Below are 12,906 nucleotides of genomic sequence, written 5' to 3'. Positions count from 1 at the left end.
CCGCCAGCCTGGATCAGGCTGGCCGCCTACCCGGAGAAATTCCTGACCGTCCACAGCACCAAGGAAGTATGCCGACCCGGAAACCTGCGAATTGAAAGAAGTCGATTCGACCGAGGTCCAGGGCTCTGACCCACGGGGTGGTGTCTGTGGACGTCCACCGAGTTCCGCCGTCGTTCGTCCCCTTGGCTGTACCGGTGGCTGTACGGCCGAACCTCTTGGCCGCCGGTTGGGAAGATCTCGGTACGCGACCCTGCGAGCTGTTGCGAGCCAGTTCAGAGGCGGTCTTTCCCTACCTGCCGCCGGAGGTCGCGCTCGGCATCGACCTGGACAAGCCCGCACCGCTGCGGCATGACATCCGCCGGCACTCGCAGGCGGTCAAGCATCTGCGCTTCGACCACATCACCGAACGGCTGACGGCCCGAACCCCCCGCAAGGGACGAGGTGCTCGGCTCCTCCAAGCCGGTGCTCGAACCGTCGGCCACCGCACATGACGCGGCGGGGACGGTGGTCCTGGTGATGGGGGTAGCCTTACCGGACGATCTCCATGAGTCACAGGATGTCCGTCCCGTGACCTGGACCGACGCCGGAGGGTGCCGTGTCTGATACTCCTGTTGCCCCCGGCGAGCATCCCCCGGTCAGACGGTCTTTCCGGCGCGGTGCGGGAGGCGGCTGCCTGCTGGCGGTGCTCCTACCGGTGGCTGGCCTGTTTCTGCTGGTCAAGGCCCCCATGTGGGTCAATGACGCGAAGCTGGACAGCTTGATCGAACGTTTCGAGGACCACCCCCTGCCGCCGAAGACATACTGGGCGGGCAACGACGCGGAGGGCTCCGTCGCGCTGCGAGGCAACGGCAACCACTGCGACTACCGCGCCCGGTTCACCCTGAGCACCGAATTGCCCGTCGAGGAGCTCCTCGCCCATTACAAGCGGGCGGACATCGCGGGGGTCGAGTCGAGCCGGCCGAGCATCACCGCCTGGATTCGGTCGTCGTCGGAGCAAGCGGTTCATGGTCCCCGACCGGTACTCGTAGAGCTGAACGACGGCACTGACGCGGGGTTGGACATCCGCTGTCACTGAGTTGACACCGGCCCCACCGTCAAGGCCGGCCAGAAGACCTCTACCTTCAAGATCATTCCGCGACCACCGGCCGAGAGCCGCTCACGGTGGCCCACGACTGCACGCCCCCGAAACGGCCAACGGCGCCCGACCTGAGGGAACTCCCTGGTCAGACGCCGTTTCGCGTGGTGAGCGGAGAGCGTGGGATTCGAACCCGCTAGGACCGTCGCCGGCTCTAGCGGTTTTCAAGAGGGCTGCATTCCAGGCGACGACAGAGCTTCTGACCAGGGTGAAAGCATCTTTCCCGACCCGAACGACAGAAGATTACCCCGCATATGTTCCGCAGCCCCCTCAAGCCTCGCTCACCATGGTTCAGCCGCGGATCCCACTTCCTATCTGCGAAGGTTCTCCCCGTCTCTTGACTTGCCCCCTGAACCGTCCGAGAGCATATCGATCATGCTGTTTTTTCGCTTCCTCGCCATCGGGCTTCTCAGCGGGGCCGCTGTAGTTCCCTTCCTATGGGATCAGCGAGGTGACGAGTTCGAGCATCTGCGCCTGGCCGCACTCATGGGCCTGGACTTCGGCCAGTTCCTCACGGTACCGATCACGCTGGTAGTCGGAGCCTGGAAGAGCGGTTCCTGGAGCGAGCGGCCCCGGCCGGCGCCTCCGGGCTTCGTCCTGGGAGGGATCACCGTCGCGTTCGGTGCCCTGGTCCTGACGCAAGCGAGGGCCTCGTCACAATGGCTCAACGGTCGGCCGTCCGGAGTCGGCGATCCAGACGGCGAGTACGTCATGGCCGCGCTCGCCGAGCTTTCGGGAGTGGTGACCCTACTCGTCGGCATATTGATCTTGATCGGCCGAGGAGTCGCCATCGCGTGTTCCCGGAAGGTGGACGTGCCGCCACACGCAAGCTGTTGATCATGCCAGGAGGATCGAATTTCTGACACTTTGCTTGCGAATCGGATTGATCTCAGCGGAAACATCATTCACCCGGGCGAGTCGCAGCCCGCGAGTGACCGTGAGTGGCCCCTGTGGGCCGCCTGGCGACTCTGCTACCTCTGGCCTGTCTCCGACGGTCACCGAGCCACGCGAGGCAGATCGGCTGGTCCACGTTGAACCCATCGGAACGGGCGGAATCAGAGCTGCCAATGCTGCAAATCGCGTGATCAGGAGCGGTCGATCATCGCCGTTAGATGAAGCTCGACAAAAGCGTCATGGCACTGGCAAGGCTCTTTATTCTCGACCGGCTGATATTCAGGGAAGGTAGCCTTTCCCTGCCCGATTTCCCGACCAGCCTGATCCCGGACAATGGCTTTGACCGTCACGCGCGAGTAGTCGTCGGCAGTACCCGGCAGTGAGACAGTGAAGGCTGAAACCGCGGCGGACGGCGTGCCGGCATCGATGGGCGCCACCCAGGCGCCTTTCTGACATGACCCCCGCCCGTCACAGATTTCGTAGGTGCTCCCCGCCGCCGGGATCGCCTGGTCCGCGGTGAGCTGCACCCGACTTCCAGGACATGGCCCGCACATCACGGGACCGCCACAACCGGTCATCACCATGACACCGATCGCCGCCATCGTGAGCAGAGAGAAAGCGGAACACGCATATTGCACACACCGTCCAGCCACGAGCTTCAGGTGGCGGCGTCGTTCAAATGAGCTATCCACTTGCCCCGCTTGACGACGACGGGCGGGGACGGCTGTGTAGGCCAGATCTGCAGATAGTGCTGGTTGCCGTCGAAATCCGGTTGCTCCTCAAGCGTGCTGCAGACGTGGTAGCGCAGCCGGTGAATGCCCGGACCGGCCGGTAGCGGGGGAAGGCGGCGCATCGCCGTATCATCCCAGTCCATGCACCATCCGATCAGGGAGACCTCGCCGGTCGCCGACGTGAAGTCGATCTCCACGATTTCCTCGTACCCATCGAGGTCGGCGCCCGGATCGTGGTCAGCAATGGTCACCGTGAAGGGAATGCCCTTGCCGTGCTGATACACGATCGACAGTTCAGCCATGGCCTTCCATACCGTGACGAGCGCGACGGACCACACCACGTCGCCCGCGTCGTCGCCGTCCCAGTCCGTCAGCAAGACAGTGCTGCAGTCCTCGACGTCTACTTCCACCCGGACGGTCTCCGCATAGGAGCTCATAGGTGGCGATCGTAGAGTCCGTCACCGACAGATCGGCCAGTTGTCCACAGCTCGAAGATCAGCCAAATTACTCGGTTGGCCAGGGCTGAGACATCCGATGGGTAGGTTGCGTCAAGACGGTCCGGAGTGACCGCGCCCTCGACTCGGCGAGCATGAGACACCTGGGCGGCAAGGAGGACGAAGGGCCATCGGATTAGAAGCGGATGACCCTTCATGGGCTTCGCATAGCCTCTGATCCGCGGAATGAGGCGTCGGGGGCCAGCCGAAGACGGAGATCACCCCGCACATGTCCCGCAACGCCTATTGAGTGGCCACGGCTGCCTATGAGTCCCTCTTGGTCTCCTCACTGACGGGCATGCAACGGGCACGGGGCACGGCTTCTGCTTCCTCGCGGCATACCTATGGTCGTATGGCCGGGCCGAGGAAGGAACGTCTCCATACGGTCCTGTGGACGCCGGCTCGGCCGAGCCGGACGCTGGCGTGGATGTGCTCGCGCTGTGTGCTTCCCCCGTATGACAGCGGTCTCAGAGTTTGTACAGCTTGTTGAACGGTGTAGTGATTCGTTGCTGCCGCGATCCGAAATCGACGAACACGGCGATCTCGTCTTCTACAGCGATGACGACGCCGAGACCATACCGATCATGGGTCACTTGGTCGTTCATGCTGAACCGCTCGGCAGGCGGGGCGGGGGGCGGGGGCTTGAAGGGACTTGTGGACAGGTGGCGACGGGGCGCGTCGCTGGCTGACTTCATCCCTACCAGTATGTGCTGCCTGTTAGAACGCTCGCAACAGGACATGGACATGGCCCTGAAAATGACCAAGGTGCGAGTCTGGGTCAGCGTCCTGACCTAGGCCTTCGCGCGTGGAGCGGATGACGGGAATCGAACCCGCGCTGTCAGCTCGGGAACTGCATCGCTCATGGCCCACTGGAACCCTGAGCTGGGCAGCGAGCCGGTCCTGAGTGACCGTGGCGGACCCCTCGTCCCCTCTTAATGGCCCGCTAATGGCCGAGCGATCAGCCAGCGACCTGGTATTTCTCGCGCAACGCGCGTACCCCGGCCCGCCTGATCATCCCGTCCGCCTTCGACCCGCCCGAAGGGGAAGCGGGCCAGGGCCACGGGGACAAGGTGGAGCCCCCAACCGCAGGAACGACCTTGGCCCCGTGGCCCTGGCCCGCTCGGCTTGTCCCGGGTCGATGGTGGGCGGGATGATCAGGCTTCCACCTCAGCCACCCACGAACCTCAGGCCCGAACGGCGATCATCCCGGAGCCAGAGCGCCCCCGCCGGAGGCGATCTTTTCCATGAGGTACGGGTGGAGAGATCATCCGAGTAGCGGGAACTCGGCACGTGAGTGCCAGCGGTCTCCGTCGCTGACGAAGAGGCTGACCAACGTGACGTTGGCTGTGATGGGCAGTCGTGCGGTCAGCGCGGCTTCCGCCTCGTCGAGCACATGCGCCTGTTGGCCGTGGGCGACAGTCAGGTGCGGGATGACCTCCGTGAACTGCCCACCGTAGGGCGGCGCTTCGGGCCACCGTGCCACGACGGCCTCGGTCAGGGCGCGAAAGGGCTGGTCAGGTGTCGGCGCGAGGTAGAGCACGTCGGGGAAACGCTGGCACTTGTCGAACAGGACAGTGAACGGCCTGTGCTCGCCGAGCAGTGCCCTGAGTTTGTCGATCATTGCAGTGTCGATGCGATCAATGTCCAGGAAGGGCACGAGCACCGTCACATGTGCGGGAACCCCGGCCGAGGCGAAGGAATCAAAACGCTGCCGCCAGCGTCCGACCACTGGCTCAGCTTCCTTCACCACGGCCAGCAAGGCCGTCTCGCCTGCTCGGTACTGTCCTGAAGTGCCGTCCGACATGGTCGGATGATCTCAAGCTTCAAGGCATGCCTGCTACCTCTTTATGTCGCAGTCGCCTCGCATACCGAACGGCCCGGGCCGCTGCCGCCCGGGACCGGCCCCCAGGGCGCAGCCCAGGCGGCGGAGGGCCGTCGATCCATACAAGAACAATTCGGCAATCCTCAGCAGCCACGGCGTTGTGCCCTGAATCGTCCTTGAGAGGTGGCGACGGCCTCGCATGAGCCGGAGAAGATAGAGCGTGCTCGACCACCAGTTCAGAGTGACCAAGTACGACCCGCGCCTGCGGGATGAGACGGGAGCGTTCACCGGCGACGACTGGACGTCCATCAGCGATATCGGGAAAGTCTTCGACGGCCGGCGGCTCACCCGGGAGCGGTATGAGCAGGTCGAAGCAGCCCATGTCAGAGCGGTGGAGCTGTTCGCTCAGGAGTCCGGCGTCACCGACCTGACCGTACGCACTCCCGAGCTGCACGATCTCGGCTCGGGGTTTCTCCTGCCGGACCACGTTTCGGCGGTGTCCGGCGGCTTGTCACCGGAGGGCTTCTACGACGGCCTTACGGTGTCGCTCACGACGGGGCTGGAACTGGTGCGGGCGATGCTGCGCGAAGACGGTCTGTGGTGCCTTCTGGAGGCGCAGGATCGCTTCAGAGTCACGGTCGGCTGGGACCATTACCTTTACGTCGGCAGCCATCGGCCGTGCTCGCAGACGGTAGACCGGGTGCGTGAGCTGGGGCTCTTCGTGGATGAGGACTTCATCTCGCCCTACGACCCTGATCTCGACGATCCGATGACGTTCCGGCCCGCGGATGAGGGGTTCTGGGCGGACGTGGAGTCGCTGGCGGCCCGGACAGGCGGGGATCTGCCGTTGCTCGAGATGTGGGCTGCCAACGCCTGGCGCTGGCACCTGGTGACACCGGGAGACAGGATCGCCCGGGTCCGTTCCGCTCTCAGACCACGCGCTGTGGTGACGGTCTTCACCGACGTCCCAGTGGCCACCGACGGCGACAGGATGGCAGAGATCGGAGAGCAGATCCGGCGCCTCCTCCATGAGGACTCCCCTGTCGTAGGAGTGATGTGCCTGATCGAGGACAGGGAGACGGGGAGGCTTCACCACGCTTATCTGCTGGATGAGGACGATCTTCCGGCCTGGTTGGAGACGGCCCGGGGCGCTCGGCGGTGCGGGGTCTATCCGGCCGGCACAGTCGATCGGCTCGGGACCCTCACCGCAGTACTCCCGGACGGGGACGGAATCGTTCGGGCTCGCTGGTCGTGATGCCGCTCAGGTGACGCGATGACTGTTCGTTCATCGTGCACGAAGGGCTTATCTCCAACGCGATGGCGCCGATTCAGTTCGGCAGCTGCCGGCCGTGCTCCAGATACAGCGGACGTCCGAGGCTGCGCGCGGTCACGGCGGCCGTGACCCGGCCGGCGAGGCGTTCGATCAGGAGGCCGGGCAGTTCCTCGACGGGATGGAAGCCGTAGCCGGCCAGCTCGTCGGCGCCGAAGCGGATGCCGCCGCGCATGCTCGGGCTGAGGATTCCGCCGTCGAACAGGAACAGGACCTTGTCGCCTTCCTGCGGGTGGGGTGCCCAGTCGACCACCAGAAGGTCACCGATCGGCGGTCGGATGCCGAGTTCCTCGTGGACTTCGCGCACGCACGCCTGGAACGGGGTCTCACCGGGCTCGATGTAGCCGCCCGGGATGTCGCGGTAGTCCTTGTAGTGGGGGCGGACCAGGAGCAGGCGTCCCTGCTCGTCGAAGAAGAGTGCCCCGGCTGCGGCGCGGGGGGTGGCCATGGGCGGGGTCGCTTGTACGGCCATGATCTCTAAGGTACGGGAAGCCCGCCCTGTCCTCCAAAGGTTTTGGTTTCGACGGAGAGGTGGCCCAGGCCGTCAACCTCATCGAGGGCGCGAAGGCCGCAGGAGTGCCGCAGTTCGTACACACGTCCACCAGCGGCGCCGGCCAGCACACCGGGACTCCTGGCTGGATCGCAGGCCGCTGGAGCTTTTTGGACGGCAGCCTGGAGGCCAAGAGCACGATCCAGGACCGGGTTCGCGCGGCCGGCTTCTCCCGCTGGACGATCCTCAAGCCGGGTTTCTTCATGGAGAACTTCCTGCCGTCCATGGCTTTCCTGTTCCCGCGGGGTGTCGAAGGCGGCCTGGTGAGCGTCCTGAAGCCGGACACCCGACTGTCCCTCGCCGCCGTGGACGACATCGGCAGAGCAGCCGCCGCGGCCATCGCCGAGCTCGAACGGTTCCACGGGATCGAGTTGGAACTGGCGAGCGAGTACCTGTCCATGACGGAGGTCGCCGAGATTCTCTCCCGCACGCTGGGCACGCACCTGCCCGCACCGGACATGACCGAGGAGCAGGCACTCGCCGCCGGAATGCCGGCGATGGGCGCCTCACACGAGTGGATGAACATAGCGGGCCAACCGGCCCGCCCGCAGTACGCCGGGGAACTCGGCCTTTCGCTCACGAGCTTCGAGGAATGGGCTCAGCGACACCTATGGCCCGCGGCCTGACACCCGCGGCGCGGCCGACCGGCGTCACGTCGGCTTCGGACGTCTCGAACGAGCCGTTGCCGGCAGGCAACGTCACGGCTGGCTGATCTCGTCGATCACCCACGGAACTTTCGCATGCGACCTGGGAAGACATGGCTGAGACCATCTCTCAGGTCACCGGCCGGGAGCCGCTCACGGCGGCCTACGGCTGCACACCCCCGAAACGGCCAACGGCGCCCGACCGAAGGGAAACCCCTGGTCAGACGCCGTTTCGCGTGGTGGGCGGAGAGCGTGGGATTCGAACCCACGAGGACCGTCGCCGGCCCTAGCGGTTTTCAAGAGGGCTGTGTTCCGGGCGGCGACATGGCCTCTCACCAGGGCGGAAGCACCTTACGCGCCCTTGACTACGGAAGATCATCCCGCACATATCCCACAGACCCCGCGAGCCTGTACCGACCTCCACCGGGCTCCTTCGTGATGCTCTTTCACCTATTAAGAAGGGACGGCCTCGGGCTGGAAGGCATGGGCAGAGATCGTTTCGCTGGCTACGGTGACCGTATGCCGCTTACCGAGCATCCCCCGCCGGCGAACCCACGCGACGGAGACGACCCGTTCTGGCAGGAGGTCAACGCGGCCATGGCGCGAGCGCGTGCGGCTTCCAGCGAGAGGGACATGTCCCGGTTGAGCCGAGAGGGCTACGAACGGGCGTGCGCCGCGCTCGGCCTGCTTCCCATGAACGATGACGAGTGCGTGAGCCCTAAGATCAGGGGCCGCACACACGGGCCGCCCGGTGACGGCGTGGTGGCGACCGTGTCGAAGAAGCTCGCCTCCGCCCGCGGCTGGGGCATCATCCGCGAGCGCCGCCAGGAGCGCGCGCAGTTACGTCGGGAGCTGGAGCGCCGCTTCCCTCGTGGGATGTCGCGAGAGCAGTATGAGGAGGTCTGCGCCAAGGCGGGAGTGTCGCCGGCGCCAGATGAATCCATTCGCCGCATGGCCGCCGACTACCTCGCCCGGGAGGAGTTCGAGGACCTTCCCGACCTGGGACTGTTCCTCGCGAACTTCCGAGACATGGGTTTCCGCAATCGGCAGATCAATCTCTAACATCTTGCTTGCAAAGACGCGTGCCGATCACCGCCCACCTGCGGCGACGCAGCTCACAGCACTGATCGCGTCGTCTGCGACTCCCCGCTGTTCCCCCTTGTTCTCCGCCCCATCGGGCACGCAACGGGCACGCCTGACAGACTCGCCGCATGGTCGCCGATGCGTTCGCCTTCCTTCAGTCGTGGTATGCCTCCTGCTGCAACGACGACTGGGAACACAGCTACGGCGTGACGATCGACACCCTGGACAACCCGGGGTGGTACCTGAAGGTCAACCTTGTCGGTACGCCCCTCGCCGGCACCACGCTGGATCACCTGGCAGTGGAGCGGACCGAGGATGACTGGCTCCACGACTGGAGCGACGGCACCCACTTCGAAGGAGCAGGCGGTCCTCTCAACCTCGGCGAGATGCTGGACGCGTTCCGGGACTTCGCCGGCGGTGCCGTCCCGTCTCCTCTCTGATGCATAGGAGACGTCACGGGTCCTTGTCGCCATGTGACCTGACCCCCTCCCGTCCCCGCTCGTGATAGAAATCGGCCCCTTCCGCACGTATCCGGAGCTTGGAATGCGTTCATAGGGGTGGAGGGACTCTAGAGGGGTGCCTCTGCACGCTGCTTGAGTAGTGCGTAGTCGGCGAGCGCCGCCACACGGTCACCCCGACGCGTCCACCATTCGAGGCTCGCGACTCGGTAGTCGGAGGAATGGCCGAACTGCCGGTGCCAGGTGTGATCCTTGGTGAGTAGGACAGGTGTTGAAACATCGTCGAACTGGTCTGCCGTGATATCGAGTAAGAGGCCATCACGCTCAAGGCAGGCGTGCGAGGAGCCGGACGGGTTGACTCCGGATCGGTAGTCCCAGGCGCCGAGTCCGGAGTCGATCAGAAACTGGCCGAGCATCTCGCAGGTGTCGCCGCATGAGCCACGAGGGAACTTGGCGAAGTTGGGTAGTTGCAGACCGCCTTGTTCCAAAGCTGACCGGAATCGGGAGGCCTTTTCATATACGGCCTGCTGGTATCCCACTTCCTCTAGGGCAGTCATGGGCCGAGCTTAGCCATGGAGCCCGCCATCTGCGCCGTTCGCAAGGTACAGGGTGAGTGCCTTGGACTTGCGTCCTGCGCCTCGCTCGGAGGCTTCGCAGAGGTCCACGACGTGACGCGCCGCCGCTCATCAGCTCGCTCCGCCGCCAACTCAACCGCTTCGCAGCCCTTCCGGTGGTACGCATTGCGCCGGTGGCGGTGATCGTGGGCAGGTGTGCGGGAGCTGTGGCAGTTGCATTGCAGGGCCTTGTCCTCAGAGGCAGAGTGGACTGCCGCACAGGGCCAACCCACCCCGAGCATCGGAAGCCGCACGCCATACATCGCCTCGATCACGCCATAACCACACATACCAGCAGCAGCGACAGCCCATAGAGCCCGATGGCGAAGTGCAGAACTACCCACAGTCGATGAAGGCGGATGCGATGCAGTCGGGGGAAGGCACGGTAGTGATCAGCGCGTGCTTTGACCAACCTCTCATCAGTGCCCAGTACTCCGCGCTCCGCGAGGTCTTTGGTCAAAGCACGCGCCTGAGACAGGTGGTAGGAAGCCCTCTCGTAGTACTTCGAGACAGCGACAGCGCCATACAGGCCGGCCATCGTGATAAAGACACACAAGGGTAGGACGTATAGCGAGAAGCGCTGCTGAACGATCAGAGCGCTCAAGGCGGCCGTGATGATAATCAGAAGGTTGCTAAGCGTCGAGCGCTGAGTCTCAGACTGGCGCAACTGCTCCCGATGCTCCTTCCAGTAGGCGCGTATCGCTTCATCCGAGATCTCCGCCATGAACTCCGCCTCCCCTGTATCCGGATACCATGTGCTGTACGGACCGCCCTGGTCCGCAAGTGAACCTCGACCAATGGAGACACCATATCGTGAGAGTCTTCATCAGTAGCGTACGGAAGGGCTTGGAGGAAGAGCGCGATTCCCTCCCCAGCTTGATCAAGGCGCTGGGCCATACACCAGTGCGCTTCGAAGACTTCTCGGCCCAGGCCACCCCGAGCAGAGAGGCATGCCTGGGCGCCCTGGAGTCCGCAGATGTCTGTCTGTTTCTTTTGGGTCCCAACTATGGTCACGTGTTCCCGGAAACCGGACAATCGGCCACACATGACGAATGGGTGCATGCGCAACGACTGGGGAAACCGCGGCTGGTCTACCGCAAGAATGGGGTTAGATTTGAGCCCGCCCAGCACGAGTTCACGCGCATCGTGGAGGCGTACGCGACGGGCGTGTTTCGGGACTCCTTCTCCAACAGCGTGGAGCTTCAGGCAAAGGTCGCCCAAGGCTTGCGCGAGCTGGAATCAAAACCATCTCCTCTAGAATTTAAAAGGCTGACCCAGGAGCCTCCCCTCACCTGGATCGCAAATGACGACAGAGTAAATTCATCCGATAGCAGCCAAGGTTCACTGCTCGAACTACACGTCCTACCAATAGACCACCCTGGATATTCGACTCGTGAAATGGATCGATTGGTTGATTCATTGGTGAGCCGGGTTCGCGGGTCCAAATATATTGAGAATGCGCAGGCACTGAAGCTTGTCAAATCCCAGGATCACTCGGCCGTCAGCATCGAGGACGACCAACGTCGCGCATGGGACAAACCCCGGAGCGGAGAGATCAGGGAAGTTCGATTTTATAAGACAGGGCAGATCTCCACCCGAGCGACCCTCCCCAGAGACCGGATGGGCCCAATTCTGGATCGCGAACTGCTACCCAAGCAGTTCGCCGAGATGCTGCGCTTCACAGGAGCGTTGGGCATCATCCAACAGGGACATGTCGTCGTGGCAGCCGGCGTGTCGTTGGACGGACTCATCAGTGTCGATACCTTTGATCCGAATCGCTCGCGGTCCAGCGCCCAGCCGTTTGGTTTTGGTCGCTCGGTTAGCATTTACCGCACCGAACCCGACGAGTCCGTCAGCCTGGTAGCTTTGGAGAACGGCGCTTACGAAGTCGGCAGCACCATTTCCAGAGCCCTGTTTAACCGGCTTCTGACGTAATTGTTTGTAGTCCTCTGATCCAGCGGACCGCTCCGCAAGGAGAACCTCGTTCTCCGGCCTCCTTAGGTACCTGGCCACTCACACCGTTGATCGCGTCAGTGACGCCCGAGTTGGCCTCGGTCCGGTTGTTCGCGTGTGGGCGAGTGAAGTCGGGTTGATGTAGTGCGTGGCCCCTCGCGCACGGCTCCGCCTGCCTGATCACCCCGTCTGCCTCGACCCACCGCGAAGCGGCAGCAGGCCGGCGACGGAGGCACAAGCCCGTCTTCGCGTGTACGTCCGCCGATCCCCGTTCCTCGGCCATCGGACGCCAACGATCACAGACGGGCTTGTGCCGGAGGAACTGGTCTGCTGGGCTCGCCTGGGTCGAGGCAGACGGGGTGATCAGCCCCTACCTCAGCAACCTACGGCCTAAGGGCATGCACGGAGATCATCCCGGAGCCGAGCGCCCCCGCCGGAGGCATCGTCTTTCTGGCGTTGAACCTACACTTCTGATAGTTCTCGCCATCGACGGGTTTGACCTAATTGCTAGTCCTTGATATCAGCATCTGCTCGACAGATTGCCGCCATTCGTCCTTGAGTCTTATTGATATCCTTAATTGCCTCACCAACCTTCTCATTCGCTTCAGCGATCCCCACCCCATTCGCCTGCGCTTCGATAAGACCCGTGATCGCGGCGAGAACATTATTCATTCCCTTTGTAAATTGATCAACAGTTGCAATGGCGTCGTCAGAGCCAGTGATATATAGAGCGGGAATCGTATCCTGGTATTGATTCTCCAATTGATCGACCTTTTTGGCTCCCTCACTGAAGCGCTCTCTGTTAAGGGTCACTAGCTTCGCATCAATCTTACTGAGGGCATCGAAAGGTAATGCAATGCTGCGACTCATATCGTCTAACGTCCGTAACACGCGCGAGAACCCGGTGAGCGTGGCAGTACAAGCCGTGATCCGCTCTTCACGTGCCTTCGATCTGGCATCGTGCGCGAATTGATTTTGGGTTGTCAGATAAGATCCGCCAAAGCCTACGATCGCACCGAAGAGTCCGGCGAAGGCAGCAATGGTTGAGGATAAAAGAAGGTTGCGATCGAGCCACGGCTTGGGGCGGCGTTTCTTGGCAGCTACATCACTTCGACTAGGCACAGCCAACAGGATAGGTGCCCAGTACTACATCTGTAGATCGTTAACCGATTCGCCTGCGTGACTGTGGGTAGATGGG

Annotated in this window: 16 protein-coding genes; 8 read left to right on the top strand and 8 right to left on the bottom strand. The window is 63.3% G+C overall.

Annotated features, from left to right (window positions below; genetic code table 11):
• Positions 1-260 precede the first annotated feature (260 nt).
• The 3 genes from AB0D67_RS38265 (at position 261) to AB0D67_RS38255 (ending at position 1,972) form a co-directional block, all read left to right on the top strand.
• Positions 261-491, top strand: coding sequence for a hypothetical protein (locus AB0D67_RS38265; RefSeq protein ID WP_362947094.1), 231 nt, complete (start codon positions 261-263; stop codon positions 489-491).
• A 203-nt stretch (positions 492-694) separates the two neighbouring features.
• Entirely contained in the window at positions 695-1,075 is a 381-nt protein-coding gene (locus AB0D67_RS38260; RefSeq protein WP_362947092.1) for a hypothetical protein, read from the top strand.
• A gap of 435 nt (positions 1,076-1,510) precedes the next feature.
• Positions 1,511-1,972 carry a hypothetical protein gene (locus AB0D67_RS38255; protein WP_362947090.1) on the top strand — a complete coding sequence of 154 codons (462 nt, stop codon included), beginning with the start codon at positions 1,511-1,513 and terminating at the stop codon, positions 1,970-1,972.
• 248 nt (positions 1,973-2,220) lie between these two features.
• On the opposite strand, the gene AB0D67_RS38250 is transcribed toward AB0D67_RS38255, so the two are convergent.
• From AB0D67_RS38250 to AB0D67_RS38235, 4 genes are all read right to left on the bottom strand, one after another.
• The gene (locus AB0D67_RS38250; protein ID WP_362947088.1) at positions 2,221-2,466 is read right to left on the bottom strand and encodes a hypothetical protein; all 246 of its coding nucleotides are present in this window, start codon (positions 2,464-2,466) and stop codon (positions 2,221-2,223) included.
• A gap of 221 nt (positions 2,467-2,687) precedes the next feature.
• Positions 2,688-3,197, bottom strand: a complete 510-nt coding sequence (locus tag AB0D67_RS38245) for a hypothetical protein (protein ID WP_362947086.1) — start codon at positions 3,195-3,197, stop codon at positions 2,688-2,690.
• A 524-nt stretch (positions 3,198-3,721) separates the two neighbouring features.
• Entirely contained in the window at positions 3,722-3,949 is a 228-nt protein-coding gene (locus tag AB0D67_RS38240; RefSeq protein WP_362947084.1) for a hypothetical protein, read from the bottom strand.
• A gap of 569 nt (positions 3,950-4,518) precedes the next feature.
• Positions 4,519-5,058: a 2'-5' RNA ligase family protein gene (locus tag AB0D67_RS38235; protein WP_362947082.1), complete on the bottom strand. Its 540-nt coding sequence runs from the start codon at positions 5,056-5,058 to the stop codon at positions 4,519-4,521.
• A gap of 238 nt (positions 5,059-5,296) precedes the next feature.
• Here AB0D67_RS38235 and AB0D67_RS38230 point away from each other — a divergent pair, with 238 nt between their 5' ends.
• Complete coding sequence (locus AB0D67_RS38230) at positions 5,297-6,331, top strand: hypothetical protein (protein WP_362947079.1); 1,035 nt, start codon at positions 5,297-5,299, stop codon at positions 6,329-6,331.
• Between the two features lie 73 nt (positions 6,332-6,404).
• Here AB0D67_RS38230 and AB0D67_RS38225 read toward each other — a convergent pair whose 3' ends face one another.
• Positions 6,405-6,878: an NUDIX hydrolase gene (locus AB0D67_RS38225; RefSeq protein WP_362947076.1), complete on the bottom strand. Its 474-nt coding sequence runs from the start codon at positions 6,876-6,878 to the stop codon at positions 6,405-6,407.
• Positions 6,879-6,937: 59 nt separating this feature from the next.
• On the opposite strand from AB0D67_RS38225, the gene AB0D67_RS38220 reads away from it, so the two are divergent.
• The 3 genes from AB0D67_RS38220 to AB0D67_RS38210 all read left to right on the top strand — a co-directional run bounded on the left by AB0D67_RS38220 (position 6,938) and on the right by AB0D67_RS38210 (position 9,123).
• Positions 6,938-7,582, top strand: a complete 645-nt coding sequence (locus AB0D67_RS38220; protein ID WP_362947074.1) for an NmrA family NAD(P)-binding protein — start codon at positions 6,938-6,940, stop codon at positions 7,580-7,582.
• Between the two features lie 537 nt (positions 7,583-8,119).
• Positions 8,120-8,662 carry a hypothetical protein gene (locus AB0D67_RS38215; protein WP_362947071.1) on the top strand — a complete coding sequence of 181 codons (543 nt, stop codon included), beginning with the start codon at positions 8,120-8,122 and terminating at the stop codon, positions 8,660-8,662.
• Between the two features lie 149 nt (positions 8,663-8,811).
• Positions 8,812-9,123 carry an immunity 53 family protein gene (locus AB0D67_RS38210; RefSeq protein WP_362947069.1) on the top strand — a complete coding sequence of 104 codons (312 nt, stop codon included), beginning with the start codon at positions 8,812-8,814 and terminating at the stop codon, positions 9,121-9,123.
• A gap of 128 nt (positions 9,124-9,251) precedes the next feature.
• On the opposite strand, the gene AB0D67_RS38205 is transcribed toward AB0D67_RS38210, so the two are convergent.
• Together AB0D67_RS38205 and AB0D67_RS38200 are read right to left on the bottom strand one after the other, a co-directional pair.
• Entirely contained in the window at positions 9,252-9,698 is a 447-nt protein-coding gene (locus AB0D67_RS38205) for a hypothetical protein (RefSeq protein WP_362947067.1), read from the bottom strand.
• A gap of 328 nt (positions 9,699-10,026) precedes the next feature.
• Positions 10,027-10,479: a hypothetical protein gene (locus tag AB0D67_RS38200; RefSeq protein ID WP_362947064.1), complete on the bottom strand. Its 453-nt coding sequence runs from the start codon at positions 10,477-10,479 to the stop codon at positions 10,027-10,029.
• Between the two features lie 29 nt (positions 10,480-10,508).
• On the opposite strand from AB0D67_RS38200, the gene AB0D67_RS38195 reads away from it, so the two are divergent.
• Positions 10,509-11,690, top strand: a complete 1,182-nt coding sequence (locus AB0D67_RS38195; RefSeq protein ID WP_362947062.1) for a DUF4062 domain-containing protein — start codon at positions 10,509-10,511, stop codon at positions 11,688-11,690.
• A 525-nt stretch (positions 11,691-12,215) separates the two neighbouring features.
• Here AB0D67_RS38195 and AB0D67_RS38190 read toward each other — a convergent pair.
• On the bottom strand, positions 12,216-12,830 hold the full coding sequence (locus AB0D67_RS38190; protein WP_362947060.1) for a hypothetical protein: 615 nt from the start codon (positions 12,828-12,830) through the stop codon (positions 12,216-12,218).
• Positions 12,831-12,906 lie beyond the last annotated feature (76 nt).

Source organism: Streptosporangium sp. NPDC048047 (genome assembly GCF_040653115.1).
GTDB lineage: Bacteria > Actinomycetota > Actinomycetes > Streptosporangiales > Streptosporangiaceae > Streptosporangium.
Note: the sequence above shows the minus strand (reverse complement) of the source record. Positions and strands in the feature narration are given on the sequence as shown.

Excerpts from the sequence above, each read along its gene's own strand:
- AB0D67_RS38255 (WP_362947090.1), top strand. The coding sequence starts at position 1,511 with ATGCTGTTTTTTCGCTTCCTCGCCATCGGGCTTCTCAGCGGGGCCGCT.
- AB0D67_RS38245 (WP_362947086.1), bottom strand. The coding sequence starts at position 3,197 with ATGAGCTCCTATGCGGAGACCGTCCGGGTGGAAGTAGACGTCGAGGAC.
- AB0D67_RS38240 (WP_362947084.1), bottom strand. The coding sequence starts at position 3,949 with ATGAAGTCAGCCAGCGACGCGCCCCGTCGCCACCTGTCCACAAGTCCC.
- AB0D67_RS38235 (WP_362947082.1), bottom strand. The coding sequence starts at position 5,058 with ATGTCGGACGGCACTTCAGGACAGTACCGAGCAGGCGAGACGGCCTTG.
- AB0D67_RS38225 (WP_362947076.1), bottom strand. The coding sequence starts at position 6,878 with ATGGCCGTACAAGCGACCCCGCCCATGGCCACCCCCCGCGCCGCAGCC.
- AB0D67_RS38215 (WP_362947071.1), top strand. The coding sequence starts at position 8,120 with ATGCCGCTTACCGAGCATCCCCCGCCGGCGAACCCACGCGACGGAGAC.
- AB0D67_RS38210 (WP_362947069.1), top strand. The coding sequence starts at position 8,812 with ATGGTCGCCGATGCGTTCGCCTTCCTTCAGTCGTGGTATGCCTCCTGC.
- AB0D67_RS38205 (WP_362947067.1), bottom strand. The coding sequence starts at position 9,698 with ATGACTGCCCTAGAGGAAGTGGGATACCAGCAGGCCGTATATGAAAAG.
- AB0D67_RS38200 (WP_362947064.1), bottom strand. The coding sequence starts at position 10,479 with ATGGCGGAGATCTCGGATGAAGCGATACGCGCCTACTGGAAGGAGCAT.
- AB0D67_RS38195 (WP_362947062.1), top strand. The coding sequence starts at position 10,509 with ATGTGCTGTACGGACCGCCCTGGTCCGCAAGTGAACCTCGACCAATGG.